At 60.6% G+C, this 18,470-nt stretch carries 16 protein-coding genes and 1 riboswitch; of the genes, 8 read left to right on the top strand and 8 right to left on the bottom strand.

Features of this window, described 5'->3' with window-relative positions; all coding sequences use genetic code 11:
* Positions 1 to 502: 502 nt before the first annotated feature.
* Entirely contained in the window at positions 503 to 994 is a 492-nt protein-coding gene (locus tag AB5Y70_RS15905) for an RNA-binding protein (RefSeq protein ID WP_029313407.1), read from the top strand.
* Positions 995 to 997: 3 nt separating this feature from the next.
* On the opposite strand, the gene murI is transcribed toward AB5Y70_RS15905, so the two are convergent.
* From murI to AB5Y70_RS15920, 3 genes are all read right to left on the bottom strand, one after another.
* Positions 998 to 1,786, bottom strand: a complete 789-nt coding sequence (gene murI / locus AB5Y70_RS15910) for a glutamate racemase (RefSeq protein WP_069785511.1) — start codon at positions 1,784 to 1,786, stop codon at positions 998 to 1,000.
* Between the two features lie 108 nt (positions 1,787 to 1,894).
* Positions 1,895 to 3,760 carry a TonB-dependent receptor gene (locus AB5Y70_RS15915; RefSeq protein ID WP_052814683.1) on the bottom strand — a complete coding sequence of 622 codons (1,866 nt, stop codon included), beginning with the start codon at positions 3,758 to 3,760 and terminating at the stop codon, positions 1,895 to 1,897.
* Positions 3,761 to 3,811: 51 nt separating this feature from the next.
* Positions 3,812 to 3,990: riboswitch (cobalamin riboswitch) on the bottom strand.
* A 35-nt stretch (positions 3,991 to 4,025) separates the two neighbouring features.
* Positions 4,026 to 4,928 carry a LysR family transcriptional regulator gene (locus AB5Y70_RS15920; RefSeq protein WP_043153769.1) on the bottom strand — a complete coding sequence of 301 codons (903 nt, stop codon included), beginning with the start codon at positions 4,926 to 4,928 and terminating at the stop codon, positions 4,026 to 4,028.
* A gap of 110 nt (positions 4,929 to 5,038) precedes the next feature.
* Between AB5Y70_RS15920 and AB5Y70_RS15925 the strand changes: the two genes are divergently transcribed.
* The 4 genes from AB5Y70_RS15925 to AB5Y70_RS15940 are packed head-to-tail and all read left to right on the top strand — an operon-like array spanning position 5,039 to position 7,962.
* Positions 5,039 to 5,965 (top strand): sodium-dependent bicarbonate transport family permease, encoded by a 927-nt coding sequence (locus AB5Y70_RS15925; RefSeq protein WP_043153767.1) that lies wholly within the window; start codon positions 5,039 to 5,041, stop codon positions 5,963 to 5,965.
* A gap of 4 nt (positions 5,966 to 5,969) precedes the next feature.
* Complete coding sequence (locus tag AB5Y70_RS15930) at positions 5,970 to 6,272, top strand: nitrogen regulatory protein P-II (protein ID WP_026456329.1); 303 nt, start codon at positions 5,970 to 5,972, stop codon at positions 6,270 to 6,272.
* 59 nt (positions 6,273 to 6,331) lie between these two features.
* Positions 6,332 to 6,841: a 5-(carboxyamino)imidazole ribonucleotide mutase gene (gene purE / locus AB5Y70_RS15935; RefSeq protein WP_042026785.1), complete on the top strand. Its 510-nt coding sequence runs from the start codon at positions 6,332 to 6,334 to the stop codon at positions 6,839 to 6,841.
* Positions 6,838 to 7,962 carry a 5-(carboxyamino)imidazole ribonucleotide synthase gene (locus AB5Y70_RS15940; protein ID WP_069785510.1) on the top strand — a complete coding sequence of 375 codons (1,125 nt, stop codon included), beginning with the start codon at positions 6,838 to 6,840 and terminating at the stop codon, positions 7,960 to 7,962. Before purE ends, AB5Y70_RS15940 begins: the two co-directional genes overlap by 4 nt.
* 72 nt (positions 7,963 to 8,034) lie before the next feature.
* On the opposite strand, the gene AB5Y70_RS15945 is transcribed toward AB5Y70_RS15940, so the two are convergent.
* From AB5Y70_RS15945 to AB5Y70_RS15955, 3 genes are all read right to left on the bottom strand, one after another.
* Complete coding sequence (locus AB5Y70_RS15945; protein WP_185367322.1) at positions 8,035 to 9,228, bottom strand: MFS transporter; 1,194 nt, start codon at positions 9,226 to 9,228, stop codon at positions 8,035 to 8,037.
* 109 nt (positions 9,229 to 9,337) lie between these two features.
* Positions 9,338 to 10,066 (bottom strand): LytTR family DNA-binding domain-containing protein, encoded by a 729-nt coding sequence (locus AB5Y70_RS15950; protein WP_039040685.1) that lies wholly within the window; start codon positions 10,064 to 10,066, stop codon positions 9,338 to 9,340.
* Positions 10,060 to 11,733 (bottom strand): sensor histidine kinase, encoded by a 1,674-nt coding sequence (locus AB5Y70_RS15955; RefSeq protein ID WP_039040684.1) that lies wholly within the window; start codon positions 11,731 to 11,733, stop codon positions 10,060 to 10,062. The genes AB5Y70_RS15950 and AB5Y70_RS15955 overlap by 7 nt, the downstream gene beginning before the upstream one ends.
* 161 nt (positions 11,734 to 11,894) lie before the next feature.
* Between AB5Y70_RS15955 and AB5Y70_RS15960 the strand changes: the two genes are divergently transcribed.
* The gene (locus AB5Y70_RS15960; RefSeq protein WP_045522692.1) at positions 11,895 to 12,335 is read left to right on the top strand and encodes a hypothetical protein; all 441 of its coding nucleotides are present in this window, start codon (positions 11,895 to 11,897) and stop codon (positions 12,333 to 12,335) included.
* 31 nt (positions 12,336 to 12,366) lie between these two features.
* On the opposite strand, the gene AB5Y70_RS15965 is transcribed toward AB5Y70_RS15960, so the two are convergent.
* Both AB5Y70_RS15965 and AB5Y70_RS15970 read right to left on the bottom strand, forming a co-directional pair.
* Entirely contained in the window at positions 12,367 to 15,966 is a 3,600-nt protein-coding gene (locus AB5Y70_RS15965) for a transporter substrate-binding domain-containing protein (RefSeq protein WP_223930646.1), read from the bottom strand.
* Complete coding sequence (locus AB5Y70_RS15970; RefSeq protein WP_045522690.1) at positions 15,963 to 16,586, bottom strand: response regulator transcription factor; 624 nt, start codon at positions 16,584 to 16,586, stop codon at positions 15,963 to 15,965. Before AB5Y70_RS15970 ends, AB5Y70_RS15965 begins: the two co-directional genes overlap by 4 nt.
* Positions 16,587 to 17,171: 585 nt before the next feature.
* On the opposite strand from AB5Y70_RS15970, the gene AB5Y70_RS15975 reads away from it, so the two are divergent.
* Positions 17,172 to 17,744 carry a common pilus major fimbrillin subunit EcpA gene (locus tag AB5Y70_RS15975; RefSeq protein ID WP_010672341.1) on the top strand — a complete coding sequence of 191 codons (573 nt, stop codon included), beginning with the start codon at positions 17,172 to 17,174 and terminating at the stop codon, positions 17,742 to 17,744.
* 60 nt (positions 17,745 to 17,804) lie between these two features.
* On the top strand, positions 17,805 to 18,464 hold the full coding sequence (locus AB5Y70_RS15980) for a fimbria/pilus periplasmic chaperone (protein WP_045522689.1): 660 nt from the start codon (positions 17,805 to 17,807) through the stop codon (positions 18,462 to 18,464).
* Positions 18,465 to 18,470 lie beyond the last annotated feature (6 nt).

Below are 18,470 nucleotides of genomic sequence, written 5' to 3' on the forward strand. Positions count from 1 at the left end.
TTTTTGATGCTCGATGCTGTGAGTGCCCACACAGATTGCTTGATTCAAATTGTTAAAGAGCGTCACGCTTATCGCGTTGAGGAGGCGCATCTTACGCTCCTCACTTCGAAAGTCAAGCGGTTGTTTTCGCTTTTCTTTCGGCGCTGGCTTCACGAGGAAGCTAGCTCATCAGGTTGGCGTGGTTCGCCGTGCTGGTAGGGGCGCATTATAGGGAGGCCGGTTACGATGACAAGGGATTTTTTGAAGAAAGTCACGGAAACTTCAAATTATCCAGTTAGAAACAACTTACCCAGTGTATATATACAATGTTATCCACAAGCTGATGATTTCAGCCCTCTTTTATTGGCATTTATCAGGATCTTCCTGGCTGAAGGAATGCCATACTGAAGCGGATAATTTGCCTCAAGTGGTCCATGGTAGCGTCTGGTCGTAAAGCTGGTTACCATGAAGGTGAATAGAGTGTTGCACCTTTTTTGCTTTCATTTACAAAAGGTCTTTAAAGATGAATTTATCCAAGTTTCCCGTTTATGTGCAGGCAGCAGTTCTTGCTCTGGTATTGGCGCTGCTCGGCTATCTGGTTGCCCAGGCCCTGCAGTTCTCTCTGAAAGTCGAAGTCATTTTTGCCGCCGGTCTGGCCATTGGCGGTTTCGTGGTACCGCTCTTCCTTAACCGTGCGCCTGCCACCGCCCTCGAACAGGCGACCAGCCAGGAGACCTGTACCTTATATGTAGGCAACCTGCCCTATCGCGCCAACGAGATTGCGGTGCGCGAACTCTTTGCCGAGCAAGGTCAGGTACTGTCAGTTCGTCTGATGAAGGACAAGGCCACCGGCAAACGCAGGGGCTTCGGGTTTGTGGAGATGCCTGTCGCCGATGCGGCCAAGGCCATCGCCGCGCTCAATGACAAGGAGTATCAGCAGCGCACCCTGAAAGTGCGTGAAGCAAATGACAAGCGGGACCGGGATGAGAAGGACGTCAACGACGTCGACGCCTGATATTCAGTACACCACTTCTTCGAGTGACGACAGCCCCCAAGCTTGCAAGGGGGCTGTCAGTTTCTGGGCCCCAGCATCCAGTCGCGTGCAGTAGGCACGTCCCGTCCCCTCGCCAGGCGCCTGGACCGGCAGTGTCGCCAGCAGATGCGCCACCCGCCTTGCCACGGCAAGACCCGAATCGACCAGTTGGCATTCCGGCATCAGCTGTTTGATCTCTTTGTTGAGCAAGGGGAAGTGGGTACATCCCAGTACCAGGGTATCCGGCCTCTCCTCCCCTTCCATCCAGTCTGCGAGCACCTCTCTGAGCAGGGCCATATTGACCGGCAACCCCGCCAGCTTGCGCTCGGCTTCGATAACCAGTTCGGTGGCCCCCTTCAGCAGCACATGCTTGCCCGGGGCGAACTGGGCAATGAGTTCATGGGTATAGTCACGGCTGACGGTGCCGGGCGTTGCCAGCAGACCGATGTAGCCGTTACGGGTCAGGGCGGCGGCAGGCTTGATCGCGGGGACCACGCCGACCACGGGAATGCTGAGTGCGGTACGCAGGGATGGCAGGGCAATGGTGCTGGCGGTATTGCAGGCGATCACCACCAGATCGATGGCGTGCTCGGCCACCATGTGGCTGACCAGTCCGGTACAAGCCTCGATGAGGGCCGCCTCACTCAGCTCGCCATAGGGAAAGTGGGCATTGTCGAAACTGTAGAAATAGTTGTGCTCCGGCAGAGCGCGACGGATCTCCCCATAGACGGTCAGACCGCCCATACCGGAGTCGAACACGAGAATATTGGCCACCTGAGCTCCCCCTTGAATGCGAGGCCGCGATCATACTCCCGCCCGGCGCCAATAGAAAAGGCCCTGCCAATGGCAGGGCCCCTGATTTTTCAGATCCAGACAAGGGGATCAGAGTGCGTAGTCCACCGTCACATAGTAGGCACGCTCGTCAGCCGGGTAACCCACCGAGGTCTGGTATTCCTTGTCCAGCAGGTTGCTGATCTTGCCGGAGACCTTCCAGGACGGTGCAACCTGATAGCCCACCGCCAGGTTCCACACGCTGTAACCGCCCAGCTGGGTGGTATTGGCCGCGTCACCATAACGCTCACCCTGGTAGATCCAGCTCAGAGAGCCATCGAACTGCTGCCACTGCGCCTGGCTCACCCACTTGGCCCCCTTGCGGGAGATCAGCTGCAACTGCTTGTCGGTGACCTTGTCCTTGGGATCCTTGTATTCGGCGGAAACGCGATGGCTCAGCCAGCCGGTCTCGAACTCCCCTTCCAGCTCAACCCCTTCAATCCGCGCCTTACCGACGTTTTGCGGCGTCCACATGCCCTGGCTGTCCGGTGCCCATTGGATCATCTGCTCGAAGTCGTTGCGATAACCGGTCAAGCGCCACTCCACACCAGCAGTCTGTCCGTCCAGCATCAACTCGTGGCTTTTCGACTCTTCCGGCTTCAGATCCGGATTGCCGGACCCCGGGTAGTAGAGATCGTTGAAGGAGGGGGCACGGAAACCGGTGCCGTAACGGGCACTGAGGCGATAATCCTCAACGAAGCGCCAGCCAGCGCCGGTTTGCCAGGTGTTGTGACGTCCGAACTGCTCGTTGTCATCGCTGCGACCGCTCAGCTCGGCCTGCCAGACCTGGTTGTCAAACTGGGCCAGGGCATAGAGCCCGGTGTTGTCACGCTCATCGGCGTCACTCGGGAAGGCGACGCCAGAGGAGCGGGAACTATCGTCGAGCATGTCGCGCTGCCAGTCGGCGCCGCCCCCCAGGGTCCAGCTCTCGTCCAGTTTGACGCTGTTGACCCAGTTCAGGGTGTATTGACGGGTATAGAGTCGATCAGCGGACTGATCGCGGCCGCTGGTATCCGGGTAGTCGTAGGCATCCTGTTTGGAGAAGGCGCCGCGCAGTTCGCTCAGGTAGCGCTCGTCATGATAGCGGGAGCCGAGCTGGTAGCTCTGGTTCTCGGTCCAGGTCTCATTGCGTTGATGAAACGCCGGACCCCAGGCGGAAGCGGCAGAGGATCTGTCGTACTGGGCAATATTGCGGAACCAGCGGGTCGTACCGAACAGATCCCAGTTGCTGGCCAGCGCCTGCTGATAATCCACCATGGCGTTATAGCCCCGGTGTCCATGCTTGTCGCCATCGTTCACCCCGACGATGGGATGCACGTTGTAGCCGGTCTCGTCATCGAAACCACCAGCGACCTTGATCTGACCCGCATCACCCACCTGGCTGGCGCTGCTGAAGGCGGCCTGACGCTGCTTGTGGGAGCCCGCGCCCAGGTTGAACTTGTGTTGATTGGTTCCCTGATCCGGGCGAGTGATGATATTGATGACCCCACCGATGGCATCGGATCCATAAATGGTGGCGCGCGCACCGCGGATATATTCGATCCGCTCCACCTGGTTGAGGGGCAGGTTGTTGAGCTCGGTCATGCCGGCGGTCAGGGAGGCGCTGCGCACGCCGTCCACCAGCACCAGGGTCTGGGAAGAGGTGCCACCACGTACCCGCAGCGAGCTCAGTTGACCGCGGCCACCATTGCTGACCACTTCCACGCCGGGCAGGGTCTTGACCACATCGGTCACGGTCTGGGCTTGCAGGCGATCGATCTCGTCCCGGCTGATCACATTGACGGGAGCCAGTACGCTGGAAGCAGGTTGGGCGACGCGAGTGGCGGTCACCACCATGGTAGGATTGACAGGAATGGTCAGCTGCTGGGCAAATGCCGCCGTCGGCAACAGGGCAGCCGCCAATAATTTCTTGGACATGAGAGATCCTTAAGTTCGCGTAAGCATCTACTTCGTGGCCGGTTTCTCTCGGCCCGAAATACGAACTCTGGCAGGTCTTCGGGCTGGGGGGCTGATGACCTACGGCGACGGCTTCCCACCTGACGGCAGTGCCCTGATGTCGCTTCGTTCCCCCTTACCGCTGCGCGCCAGCTCCGGATTTTCACCGGATTCCCTATTAAGCATGATGCGCCAAAGCGGGGGGATTATAGGCAGACGCATATCGGATGTATAGCCATCCAGATTTCTATTTTTTATTTTCCAGTGCCGCCAATCGCTGGCTGGCCCCCTCCATCACCGCCTTCACGCCGGGGTGGGAGAGATGACGGCCGGCCGAGACCAGATAGTAGGAGAGGGTGACCTCGGGCAGGGTGGCAATCCGTTCGACACCATAGACGCGGGTTATCTCCTCCCCCATGGCGAGCGGAGCCGGAAAGATCCCCATCCCCGCCTTGCCAAACGACTTCATCAGGGCAGAGTCATCGAACTGGCCGACCAGGTGGGGATGGATACCCTGCTGGTGATACCAGGCCAGCAAGCGATCATGAGTCACCGACTTTTCACCCGGGATCAGCACAGGCAACCCCTCCAGGGCGGCGGGAAACCCCTTGCGGGCCTGCGCCGCCAGCGCCGGGCTGGCAAACAGGGCCAGCGGGCTGCGCCCCAGCTCGTGGTTATAGCCGCGGATGCCGCTGTCGGGGGGCAGCGGGCGGTCGGTCAACACCATGTCCAACTTGTGTCTGGCCAGCTCGCTGAAGAGCTGGTCGGGCCGCTCCTCATGACAGATCAGCCGAAGCGGGGTCGCCAGTGCCATGGCCGGCGCCAGCAGTTCGAATGCCAGGGTGCGGGGGACTGACGCGGTAATCCCCACCTGCATGGTCAGCTCCTGGCTGGCGTGGCGCAAGGAGTGCTCCAGCTCGGCGCCGAGCGAGAAGATGGCCCCGGCCTGTTCGAGCGCCTGGCGACCTGCTGCCGTCAGCACGAGCCGCCTGCCCACCCTGTTGAACAGCGCCACGCCGAGGGATTGCTCCAGCTCGGCCACCTGGCCGCTGATGGTCTGCGGGGTCAGATGAAGTTGCTGCGCCGCCCGCGTCACGCCACCGCTGCGGGCCACATGCCAGAAGTAGTAGAGCTGCTTGTAGTTGAGCATCGGGCCCCTTATCAGTTTTTACCGAACAACCATCAATCAAAATCTGATTTTATCGAAGCATCATGCACTCTAGCATGCAACCACCCTGTGGACTGCTCCCGCGAGTCATCATGTTGGATGTTGTTGTTCTCTTTTTCCTGTTTGGCCTGCTGGCCGGTTTGGTACGTTCCGAGCTCAAACTACCACCCGCCCTCTACGATACTCTCTCCCTCTTTTTGCTGCTGGCTATCGGCCTCAAGGGCGGCGTCGGGCTGGCCCAGCAATCCCTGCTCCCCCTGCTGCCCCAGCTGGCGCTGGTGATCCTGCTCGGCATGGTGCAGACCCTGCTCGGCTTTGCCCTGCTGCGCATCAAGATGAACCGGATCGATGCCGCCGCCACCGCCGCCCACTACGGTTCGGTCAGCGTGGCCACCTTCGCGGTCGGAGTGAACTGGCTCACCGAGCGCGGCATCGACTTCGAATCCCAGCTCTCCATCTTCCTGGCGGTGATGGAGATCCCGGCCATCCTGGTCGGCATAGTGTTGGCGCGTGGTGTGAGTCGCCAGACCCGCTGGCGGATGCTGGCCCACGAGACTTTCCTCGGCAAGGGAGTCACCTTGCTGCTCGGCGGCATGGCCATCGGCTACCTGGCCGGACCGGAAGGGGTCGCTCCCCTCAAACCGCTCTTTGTCGACCTGTTCAAGGGAGCGCTGGCCCTGTTCCTGCTGGAAATGGGCCTCATTGTCGCGCGCCAGTGCCAGGACCTGCGCCGTCACGGTCTGTTCCTGCTCGGCTTCGCTCTGCTGATGCCGCTCGCTTCGGCCGGACTGGGATTGGCCGTCGGCAAGCTGATGGGGCTCTCCCTCGGCGGATTGACCCTGCTTGCCATCCTGGCCGCCAGCGCTTCTTATATTGCCGTACCCGCCACCCTGCGCATCGCCCTGCCCCAGGCCAATCCCGGACTGTCGCTGAGCGCCGTGCTGGGGGTCACCTTCCCGTTCAACATCATGCTGGGGATCCCGCTCTACCACAGCTGGGCCCGCCACTTCATGGAGTAGCCATATGCAGACCGAGACCCGCACCCTGTTGACCATAGTGACAGAGGCCACCCTGGAACCCACCCTGCTGCGCACCCTGACCCGAGAAGGGTTGCGCGGCTATACCATCACCGATGCCCGGGGCCGGGGAGACCATGGCGAACGCAACGCCAGCTGGAGTGAAAGCGGCAATATCAGGCTGGAGGCGATCTGCACTCGCGAGCAGGCCGAACGATTGATGGAACATATTAAGATCCGTTACTACCCCGATTACGCTATGATTGCGTTCCTGCAAACGGTCGAAATAGTGCGACCCGAGAAATTCTGAGCCGGCATGCCGGCTTGTTTTGCCAACCAGAGACAAACGTTTGACTGCAAGGAGTAGTAATGAGCACCCCTCCCCTGATCGGCCTGGTAATGGGCTCTGACTCTGACTGGCCCGTTATGCAAGCGGCCGCCCGCATCCTCAAGGAGCACGGGGTTCCCTACGAAGCGCGCGTGGTATCGGCCCACCGCACCCCGGATCTGCTGTTCGAATACGCCGCCAGCGCCCGCGAACGCGGCCTGCGCGCCATCATCGCCGGTGCCGGCGGTGCCGCCCATCTGCCGGGCATGCTGGCCGCCAAGACCACGATTCCGGTGCTGGGCGTGCCGATCCCGACCCGCCAGCTCAAGGGGATGGACTCCCTGCTCTCCATCGTGCAGATGCCCAAGGGCGTGCCGGTCGCCACCTTCGCCATCGGCGAGGCGGGTGCCGCCAATGCCGGTCTGTTCGCCGTGTCCCTGCTGTCTGTCGCCCAAGATGGCGACGCTCCCCGTTATCACCAGCAGCTCGACGGCTTCCGCGCCAAGGAGCGCGACCGGGTGCTGGCGCTCACCCTGGAGGAGCCGGCATGATACTGCCCCCCGCCACTTTGGGTATGCTCGGTGGCGGCCAGCTCGGCCGCTACTTCGTGATGTCTGCCCACCGTCTCGGCTACAAGGTGATCGTGCTGGACCCGGACCCCATCAGCATCGCCGGTGCAGCCGCCGACGAGCAGATCGTTGCCGCCTATGACGATACCGATGCCCTGCGCGATCTGGCCAGCCGCTGCGACGCTATCACCTGCGAGTTCGAAAACGTGCCCGCCGTCTCCCTGGCCCTGCTTGAGCAGTACCAGCCGGTGCGCCCGGCCGCGAGCGCAGTACGTGTCTGTCAGGATCGCCGGGAAGAGAAAGCCTTCCTGACCCGCGCCGGCGTACCGGTCGCCCCAAACCTGACCCTGCTGCCCGGCGAGCCGCTGCCCGCCCTGCCCGGCGACCTCTTCCCCGCCATCCTCAAGACCGCCCGCGAGGGCTACGATGGCAAGGGGCAGTGGACTATCCACAATGCGGGCGAATTGCCAGCGGCCCTGGCCGCCAGCGGTGTCCCTTGCGTGCTGGAAAAACGCCTGCCGCTGGAGGGGGAGTTTGCCCTCACCCTGGCCCGCAGTCCGAGCGGTGCCATCAGTGCCCTGCCCCTGGTGCAGAACTGGCACAGCGGCGGCATCCTGGATCAGACTCGCTCCCCGGCCAATGTGCCCGCCCTGGAGCGCGAGGCCCAGCGCATCGCCGAGCACATCATCGCCGCCCTCGACTATGTGGGCGTGCTGACGGTGGAGTTCTTCCTGGTCGGCGGTGAGCTACTGGTCAACGAGATGGCCCCCCGGCCCCACAATTCGGGTCACCCCAGCATCGACAACGCCGGTTGCAGCCAGTTCGAGTTGCAGGTGCGCGCCCTGTGCGATCTGCCGTTGCCGGCACAGGCTGAGGTTCAGCCCGCCATCCTGCTCAACCTGCTCGGGGATCTGTGGCAAGACGGCACGCCGGACTGGGCCGGCGCCCTGGCCCTGCCCGGGGTGCACCTTCACCTCTATGGCAAGGGCGAAGCCCGCCCCGGCCGCAAGATGGGCCACGTCACCGTCACTGGCCGCGACTGGGCGGCGGTCGAGGCCACCGCGCACCAGCTGCGCGCCCTGCTGGGTCTGCCCCCGCGCTGAGTCCACCCCTTGACATGCAAAGACCCGGGCCAAGGCCCGGGTCTTTTTTTATGATTTGAGAAGCGAGAGGGGTCAGGCCCTGTCGACAGCCGCAACGGGAGCCGGCAGGCGGATGGTGAGGGAGAGCACCAGGGCCACCACCAGCAACACCAGAATGAGGTTGAAGGTCGCCATGAAGCCGCCGAACAGGGAGGCCACGATGGAGCCGATGATGCTGCCCAGACCAAAGCCCAGGTAGATGACGCCGTAGTTCTTGGTCAGATTGTTGAGGCCGAAGAAGTCACTAACCAGCGAGGGGTAGACGGTGATGGTGCCGCCGAAGCTGAAGGCTACACAGGCCACTGCCACGAAGAACAAGTTGGCATTGAGCGGCACGAACAGCAGCAGCGCCATGCCCGCCAGGGTAATCAACTGGGCGATGGTGATGACCCGGATACGGGACATCTTGTCGGAGAGGATGCCCAGCACCAGCCGGCCGCCCAGGTTGGCCATGGCGATGATGGCGACGGCGTTGGCGGCGACCACGGCCGGCAGGCCCACCATCTTCTCGCCGATGTCCTTGGCCACGCCGATGACGTAGAGACCGCTCATGCAGGCGGTGAGGAACATCAGCGCCAGCATCCAGTATTGGGGCTTGCGCATCGCCTCGGCCAGGGTGAAGTCGCGGCTCTCGCTCTGCTGCACGGCGGCGGCCTGCTTGGGTGCATCCTTCATCAGCATGCCACCCACCAGCACCATGGACATGGCGATCAGCCCCCACAGCTGGAAGGTGGTCTCAAGGCCGTTGCTGGAGAGCAGCAGCAGGTTGATGTACTTGAAGCCCAGGCTGCCGAGACCGTAGGCACCGATGGAGCAGGCGGAGATGAGCCCCTTGCGCTCCGGGAACCACTTCACGCAGTTGGAGAGGGTCATCAGGTAACCGGTACCATCGGCAAAACCGACCAGGATGCCGGCGCAGAGGTAGAGCATCGCCAGGTTGCTGGCATGAGCGGTGAGGAAGAAGCCGATGCCGAGCAGCACGCCGGCGCCCAGGGTGACGTTGCGCACCCCGAACCGCTCCTGCAGCTTGCCCGCCAGGGAGGAGGCCACCGCCAGGGAGAGGCTGAGCAGGCCGAAAGCGAAGGCGACCTGGCTGACCGGCTCGTCCAGCTTGTCGGAGAGCTGGGCGTTGAACAGGCTCCAGGTGTACACGGATCCCAGCGCGAACTGGGTGATGATGGTCCCCAACAGGGTGAGGTAACGGGTGCGATTCAGATCGATGGTCATGATGCGTCTCGAGGAATGGCCTTAAGGAAACTGGGGCCACTATAGGCAAGACGCCGCTCCCGCCGACCGATTACGGCATGAAATGCAGATCGGCGGGAATGAATAACAATCAGAGCCGCATCAGCTGACGGAACGCCTTGATGTTGCTGCGACTGACCGGCACCTCGAACGGCAGGTCATGGAGCCGAATGAGATAGGTGCTGTTGAACCAGGGCACTATCTCGCGGATCTTGTTGATGTTGACGCAGTAGGAGCGGTGGCAGCGGAAGAACCCCTCGGCAGGCAACCGACTGACGAACTCGCTGAGGGTCATGGTCATCACGTAGCGATCGGTACGGGTGTAGACATGGGTCAGCTTCTCGTCGGCTTCCGCGTAGTAGATCTGCTCGCAGGGGGTGACGATGATGCGCTCCCCCTTCACCAGATTGACGGTGCGGTTCTGTGGCGTCCCGGACTCCGCACCCTGGGGCTGGGACTTGCCCGCCAGTTCGAGCTTTTGCAGCAAATTGATGAGGCGCGGCTCGTTGTAGGGCTTGAGGATGTAGTCGAATGCCTCCAGCTCGAACGCCTCCACCGCAAACTCCTTGTAGGCGGTGACGAAGACGATGTGGGGCGGATGGCTGGACTTGTGCAGGTTCTTGGCCAGCAGCAGGCCGTCGATGGCGGGGATCTGGATATCCAGAAACACCACGTCCACCTCGTGATCCTGCAGATACTTGAACGCCTCCAGCCCGTCCTCGAAGCTCGCCACTATCTCGATGTTGCTGTGCTGCCCCACCAGAAAGGCCAGCTCCTCGCGGGCCAGATACTCATCTTCCACAATGATCGCTTTCAGCATGGCATTGCCTCCTGATCAGGCAGATAGAAACAGACTTCGGTCCCCGGCTCCAGCCGCTTGAGGTGCAGGCCGTCGCCATAGAGCAGCTTGACCCGCTGATGCACGTTCATCAGACCGATGCTGCGGCTCTCCACCCGACCGGCGGCGACCCCGTCGATCACCGCCTGGCTGATGCCGTAGCCTGTGTCGCGCACCGCGACCCGGATGCCGCCCGCCAGCTGCTTCACCTCGATGGTGACCCGACCCGGCGCACTGCGGGGCTGGATGCCGTGCAGGATGGCGTTTTCCACCAACGGCTGCAACAGCAGGCTCGGCACCTGGATATGCACGTCGTCCACCTCGAACACCACCTCCAGCTTGTCGCCGAAGCGGGCCTGCTCGATGGCCACGTAGTCGCGCACCTGCTGCAGCTCCTCCTGGATGTCGATGAGGGTGTCCCCCTTGTTGAGGTTGTAGCGCAGGTAATCCGCCAGATTGGCAATGAGCTGGCGTGCCTGCTGGGGACGGATGCGGATCAGCGACGAGATGGCATTGAGGGCGTTGAACAGGAAGTGGGGGTTGATCTTGCTCTGCAGCGCGGTGAACTCCGCCTTGCGGGTCATCTCCTTGAGCTGCTCGATACGCGACACCTCCATCTGGGTGGAGATGAGCTGGGAGAGGCCCACCGCCATCTCCTTGAGGGAGCTGGTGATGCTGTGGGTGCGGCGATAATAGATCTTGAGGGTGCCGCTGACGGCGCCGTTTTCCCGCAGCGGAATAATGATGACCGAGTGAAAATCGGAGAGGTGATACTGGCGCAGATCGTTGTTGATGATGATCTGGTCCAGCAGCACCGCTCTGTGGGTCATGTCGCTGATGGCGTGATGCTCGTCCAGCTCGTAGTAATCCTTGCCCACCCCCACATAGGCCAGCACGTCGCGGGTATCGGTGATGGCCACCGCATCGGCGCTGATCTCGCTGCGAATGATGCCGCACACCTGGCTCAGGGAGTGGCGATCAATGTTCTGGAAAAACGGCAACGTCTTGTTGGCGATGTCGAGCGCCAGCTTGGCCTGCTTGGCGGCAATCAGCTCCTTCTCGTCATCCAGATCCTGCACCAGCTTGATGATGAGCCCGATACAGAGCGCACCGGCGATCATCGGGTAGGCAATATGACTGACTATCTCCACACCTACCGCATGGGGCTCGGTCAGTTGCCAGATAAGCAGCATGGTCAGCCCCTCGCAGGCCATCCCCGCCAGGATGCCATAGAGCCAGAGCCGCGACTTGCGACAGCGCAGGTGCAGCCAGGTGGCCAGCAGGCCGGCGATGATGCTGGCGATGAGACAGGGAATGGAGGTGTGGCCATCCATGTCGATGAGATAGCGGTGCAGCCCCGAGATGACCCCGGCCGGAATGCCGACCCAGGGGCCGAACAGGATGCCGCCCGAGATGATGGCGATGATCCGCACATTGATGAGGGCCCCCTCCACCGGAATGCCGGTGTAGGTACTGAACACCGCGAACAGACAGAAGATGGCCGCCACCAGCACCAGCTCGGCCGGGGTGTGGTCACGCTTCTGGAACAATCGCTGAAACGGCCGGGTGCGGGTGAGAAGAAAGAGCGTCATCAGCATCAGCGCCGCCCGCTCAAACACCGCCAACAACATCATCTGATTTTCGAGCATGGCTCTCCTCCGTCAATGGCATGGCGCCAGGGGGCGGATCATACCCCTTATCTGCCGCCGACTCATGGGCGAATCCGGGGAGAGCGGTTCAGCTTTCGGGGAAAGCGCCGATAAGAGGAGGCCCTCGCCAAGGAGGGCCCAGTCCGACAAAGGAGATAACTATGTTTCAAAAAAGCATGGTGCTGGCAGTGATGATCGGTTGCAGCAGTGCCGCCGTTCACGCCAATACGCAGGTGAGCCAGCTGAACTGGCAGGCCACCGCCAGCAAAGAGACCAACATGGAAGTAGCGCTTACCCACCCAGGCCTCCAGGCCATCAATTCGGATCCGGCACAGGCTCCCGTCCAGATCCTGGCAGCAGACCTGAGCCACCCGGATTTCAACACCACCTATCGTTTGCAAGCCCGCGCACTCTACGGCTCCCTGCCACAGCAGGATGATCTCCGGATCACGCTGGCGCTCAACGGACAACCCCTCGAAGCAAGCCGCGCCCTCCCCTTGGCGCAGGCGACCCGCTATTACCTCAGCTATCAGGCCCCGTCAGCCAGACCGGACCAGGTGGGCGAAGCCGCCTATGAGTTGATGGTGTACTGGCTGGGCTGACCACAGGAGCCGAAGGCATGTTCCCATGCCTTCATTCCTCCCCTTCCATCACCTGCAGTTGGGTCGCCGCCAGCCGAACGACCTCGTACTCTTGCTGCAAACGGGCCAGCGCCTCGGGCAGCCTGGCCTGATCGAGCTCCCAGGATTCTATTTCGCTGCAGGTCGCCACCAGTTTCAGAGTGCCCATGATCCTGGCGCCCCCTTTCAGGCGATGTATGCGGTCGATGAACTGGCCGACATGCCCCTCCTCCGCGGCCCGTTGCAATCCCGCGATATCGTCGTCACTGGCCCGCACGAACTCGGCCAGCAGAGGCACCATCAGGGTCGACTGGTGTGCGGTCAGCGGCCCCAGATACCGCCGGATCTCCTCCATGCAGACGACCATGTCACTCTGCTCTTCCCGCTGCATGTGCCGACGCAGGCAGTGATCGAGCGCCTCCAGTCCGACGGGCTTGAACAGACAGTCATCCATCCCTGCCGCCTGCCCTTCATTGATCTGCTCCTGCCGCGCATCGGCCGTCAGCCCGAGGATCACGGTGCGTCGCCAGCCGTGCAGCCGCTCCAGCTCCCGGCATTGGCGAACCAGCTCGAAGCCGTTCATGCCGGGCATGTTGAAGTCGGTCATGATGACATCCACCCTGGCTCCGATCAGCAGCCGCAGCGCCTCTTCTCCCGACTCGACGGCCGTGGCGTCATGACCCAGATAAGCCAGTTGCTGGCTGACCAGCAACCGGTTGGCTGGATGATCGTCCACGACCATGATCTTCAGTCGCCGCACCGGCTCCACCGCCGGCTCCTGTGCAGGCGTGGCGGGCATCGCCACGGCATCGGCCACCGGCAGCTTGATCTCGATACTGACCCGGGTCCCCTGCCCGGGCGCACTCTCCAGTTGCAGGGAGCCGCCCATCGTCTCGCACAGGGAGCGGGAGATCATCAGACCCAGCCCAGTACCCGACTGCTGGATTTTCTCGGGTTGGCTGGCCTGGCTGAAGGGCTCGAACAGCCTGGCCTGCTCGGCCTGATCAATGCCGATTCCGGTATCCAGAATGGTGAGCTGCACGGTACACCAGCCATCGCTGACCCGGGAGGCCAGCGTCACCGTGACCGACCCACGCTCGGTGTACTTGATGGCGTTGCTGATCAGGTTGGAGACGATCTGCTTGTAACAAAGACCATCGATCTGCACCCAGGAAGGATTGCCCGTGACGAGATCCAGCCGCAGATTTTTCTGCCTCGCCAGCGCGGTAAAGACGGTAACGACCGATGCTGTCAGGGTCACGATGTCATGGGGTTCGGGGGCAAGTTCGAACCGGCCAGACTCGATCTTGGAAATATCCAGGATGTCGCCGATGAGGCTCAGCAGATCGCTGGCCGAGCCATGGGCAATGGCGAGGGAGGCCTGATCCTCCTCGTGCAGCCGACCCCGCTTGAGCGCCAGTTCCAGCAAGCCGATGATGGCATTCATGGGGGTACGGATCTCGTGGCTCATGGTCGCGAGGAAGGTGCTCTTGGCACGGTTTGCCTCCTGGGCCTCCTGGCTGGCCACCGCCAGCTCATCGAGCAGGCGTACCCGTTCGCTGACGTCGATCCAGCCTCCCACGCCCCCCTGCACATTGCCGTCCAGATCGTAGTAAGGCTGAACCCAGTGATAGACGTCGACCCCGCCCGTCGGCAGGACCAGACGGTGATCCCCCTCCTGGGCACGGCGGCTGTCACAGGAAAGCACCAGATCCCCGTGCAGGGGAGCAAGAAAAGGCCAGCGCGTTCGCGCGTCGTCCAGGCCCGTGCCGAGCAGGCTGACCTTGGACTCGCCAAGGAAGCTGGCATAGCTGCTGTTGCACAGTACCAGGATCCCGTTCAAATCCCGCGCATAGATGGGGTGAGGTGTCCCGTCCACCAGATCGGCGATGAACTTGAGCTGGGTGCTCAGCGCCCCCTCCACCAGTCGCCGCTCGCGGATCTGCTTGCGCAGGGACAGCCCCCACAGGCCAACCCAGAGGGTCAGCAGCAGGATCAAGGCGATAAAGACCCCGAACTCCTGAATCAACTCCTGCCAGGAGACACTCTCCTGTTTGACATTGACCCGCCAGCGGTTGGAGAGCCCTTCCAGCTCATCCGGCGGAATGATGGCAATCACCTTGTCCAGAATGTCCCGCAGTACGGGATGCGCGGGGGTGACCGCCAACGCGGCACCGATGGGGATGGAATCGAACAGCTCCCCCGTAATGATCAGGCTGTCGGGGAATTTGCTGTTCACGTAGTACTTGGCCACCCGCAGCGGCAGTATGGTCACATCGCACACATCCATCGCCACACAGCGCATGGCATCTTCAATCGTATCGAACTGCCGCGACGTCAGCTTGCCGTATTCCGCCTCGATGGCCTGGGTCGAGATAAAGCCTCTGACCATGGCCACGGTGCCGGTCTTGAGCAGCGATGCAGGGGGGACCTCCCGGTGGCGCAGCCCCACCACATAGGAGAGGGGATCGAGGACAAAGGCCCGGCTGAACAGATAGCGGTTCCTGCGCTCGGCAGAAGGGCTCAACACCCCCGCATCCACCTGGCCGCTATCCAGCAACTGGGTCATCTGCTCCGGCGTCTTGGCAGGCACCACCTCGAGCTCCACCCCCAGCTTGGCTCGCATGACCTGCAGCAGATCGGCGACCACGCCGTGCATGGTACCGGTGACGTCATAGAAACTGAGGGGCGGGATGCCGCTGTTCACCGCAATCCGGATCTTCTCCCGTTTGCTCAGCCATTCCCATTGCTCGCGGCTCAGGTCGATTCTGCTGGCACCGATGGAGAGGCCCCCCCCATTCCAGCGCTTGGCCACTTCCGCCCGCTTGCCCTCGAGGATCTCCCCCAGCGCGATATCCATGATCCTCTTGAGTCGCCGCTCCTTGGGATTGAGGGCAAAGGCAAAACCGGCGGTATCGATATAGAGCGGCTTCAATAATTGAATGCTGCTCTGATAGAACTTGTTGACGATGAAATTGCCGGAGATCATGTCCACCATGACGGCATCAACCTGACCATATGCCACCGCGGACAATGCACTATAGCGGGACGGGTATATTTTAATTTTGTAGTCCGACAGATAGCGCATGATGTCCATGAACGGCAAATAATACTCCGGCACGGCTATTGTTCTTATTTCTCGCTCTTTGACCTGAATGTTTTTATAGATGGCTGGGTCGTCAGCAATATATTTGTCAGTCAGCAGAAGATGCTGTTCCCGCTCATAGGAATTGGAGGTACTCAGCAGATCGATCTCCCCCCGCTGGAGCGCTTCAATGGCAGCCGCCCTGGAGGGATATCCCTTCACCAGGATCTCGATGTGCAGCAGATGGGTCAACATGCCGACGATGTCGGCCGTCACCCCTTCATAAGCATTCGCCCTCAGGGTGATGTCCATAGGCGGGTTGTCAGGTCTGGGCACCCCCAGGATCAGCCGCTCGCGCTCCTGCAACCAGCGCCACTCCTCCCCATGCAGCGGCAAGGGGCTGGCATCGAGGTATTCCCCGCCATCCCGCGAATAGACTTGCAGCAGGGGCTCTTCCGGTTCCTGGGCCGCCAGCGGCCACACCCAGACCAGCGCCAGCAGAAGCAACAGCAATTTCGCCCTGTTCACAGCAGTTTCTGCCGTCTGGCCAGACTGATCAGATCAACGATGTTGGTGATGTTGAGTTTCTTCATCAACCGGGTCTTGTAGGTACTGACGGTTTTCTCGCTCAACAGCATGCTTTGGGCAATCTGCTTGTTGGCATGACCCTGACAAATCTGCAGCAGCACGCTCATCTCGCGGGAAGAGAGGGTCGACAGCAGATCTTCCCGATCGACCGTATGGGCATGCCTGGCGCCGGCGATGACGTCACGGGGGTAATAGAGTTGCCGCTTCTCTATTTTTGCGATCGCATCCTTCAGCAAATACAAATCATCCAGCTTGGACAAGAACCCCTCGGCACCAGCTTGCAGGCACCGCACCATAATATGGTGGGTGGACTGTGCAGACAGCACCAGAATCTTGGCGCCAATATCCAGCATCTTGATTCTCTTTATCACTTCGATGCCATCAAGCTGAGGTATTCCAATATCAAGAATGACAATATCTGGATGGGTGTTCCTGGCCATGGCGATAGCATCAACACCATTATCAACCTCGCCTAACACATGATGTTCTTCCTGTTTCAACAACATGTTCACGGCCATTCTTATTGCTGGATGATCATCAACTATCAATACCTTCGCCATATATAGATCCGTTATTCAGCCCTGTCCGACGAGCATATTAACTACAAATCAAGCAACGACACCATACAGCTTGATCTTGTTTTCAATATGTTAAATAAATATAAAAATGGCATTCTCAAGTTAATCACCATTATAGCTTCATTTATTTTTTATATATTTATCAATATATTGCATTTTATTTGCCTCGTATGGAGCCTGGTGGTGGCCGGGTCCCCTCCCTCGTTGATGTCCCCTCCTTCCCGGTTTTCCCTGTGCTCTTCCTCCCGCAATAAAAGACCTAAAAAACATATAAATCAAATACATGAGACACAACAACCCACTGAAAGGAAAGGGAAATCAATTATTTTATAAAGTTTGCGCCCCATCATCCTTTGAGATTTTTCCTACGCACCATTCGGTCGATCAAAACAGATCCGATCGTTATCTTAGTCGACGAAAAAACAAGCTGGTCCGAGGAGAAACATATTCCAGGTCCGGCTGCCACGACCGGTCGAATCGTCGCCAACGTGGCAAGGCATGCCCCTGACGGGCAATGAACCAACCGGGTGGTCAATACCATCCAGAAGATATGTAGGAAATATCGTAATGAAGAAGACTCTGATTGCTCTGTCCGTGGCTACCCTGGGCTTTGCCGCCACCGCTCAAGCCGCCGTAGAAGCGTCTGCCGTCGCGACCTGGCAGGCCACTGCCAAGAAAGACACCACTTCCGAGCTGGTGGTCACCCCGCTCTCCAGCCTCTCCTTCCAATATGCCGAAGGGATCAAGGGGTTCAACACCGTCAACGGCCTGTTCGATGTCGCCATCAAGGGTGATGCCAGCGCGACCGACTTCACCCTGAAGGCGAAGAAGCTGAACGGCACCCTGAATCACCTGGGTGGCGACTCCACCGTCGATGTGGGCGTGCTGTGGGGCGGCGCACCGGTCAGCACAACCGCCTACACCACCCTGATCGACACCGCTGCCGGCATCACGGGGGGGAATCTTTCTCCTCTTGCCAACGGCTTCAAGAACGATGCCGAACGCGTCACAGCGCAGGGTTCCTTCACTTTCAACATTGAAAGTGCCACTGCCAGCGGCACCCCCACCACCTTTGACGCCCTGCCGGACGGCCTGTGGAGCGGTGAAGTCAACGTCGAGTTCGTAGCGAACTGGAGCTAACTCATCCACCGCTTACCATTGAGGGCCCTGCGGGGCCCTTTGTTCTCTTAGGGGCACATCATGAACCTGAAAATTGCAGCGATATGGCTGCTGCTCATTCCCGGTATCAGCCAGGCGATCAATGTCGGCGCCGTCACCACCTTCATTGATGCAGGCAGCCAGGAGGTCGCCAAACAGATTGAAAATGGCAGTGACCAGGCCAGATTGGTCACGATCAGCGTGACACGCATCACCTCACCGGAAGAGGGAGGGCAGGAGATCCCCATGGAAGTCAGCGGCGAGCTGATGTTGTCACCCAGTCGGCTGATGCTGCCCGCCAATGCCAAAAACAACGTCAGGTTCTTTTACAAGGGTCCGCAGGATGACAAGGAGCGTTACTACCGCATCCGCTGGCTGGACACGGCGCTCTCCGTCGACGATCAGCGCAACGAACGCCGTCAGGCTGTTGCCACCACGTCAGCACAGATAGGCACCATTCTGGTGGTAACACCACGCCAGCACCGGTTCGCCTATGACCTGAAGGACGACACGCTCACCAACCAGGGCAATGCCTCCTATCGCACGGTAGCGTATGGCCCCTGCCTGAAAGGCGAGGAGCTGTGCAAGGAAACCTACTACGACCTGCCGGGCAAGCAACGCCGGTTCAAGCAGGTCAATATGCGTGATCCAAAGAGCCACCTGGGACTCTGGCTGGGTCAGGAATTCGTCGTCATCAAGTAACCCCCT

Source organism: Aeromonas sp. s1(2024) (genome assembly GCF_040908005.1).
Lineage (GTDB): Bacteria > Pseudomonadota > Gammaproteobacteria > Enterobacterales > Aeromonadaceae > Aeromonas > Aeromonas caviae.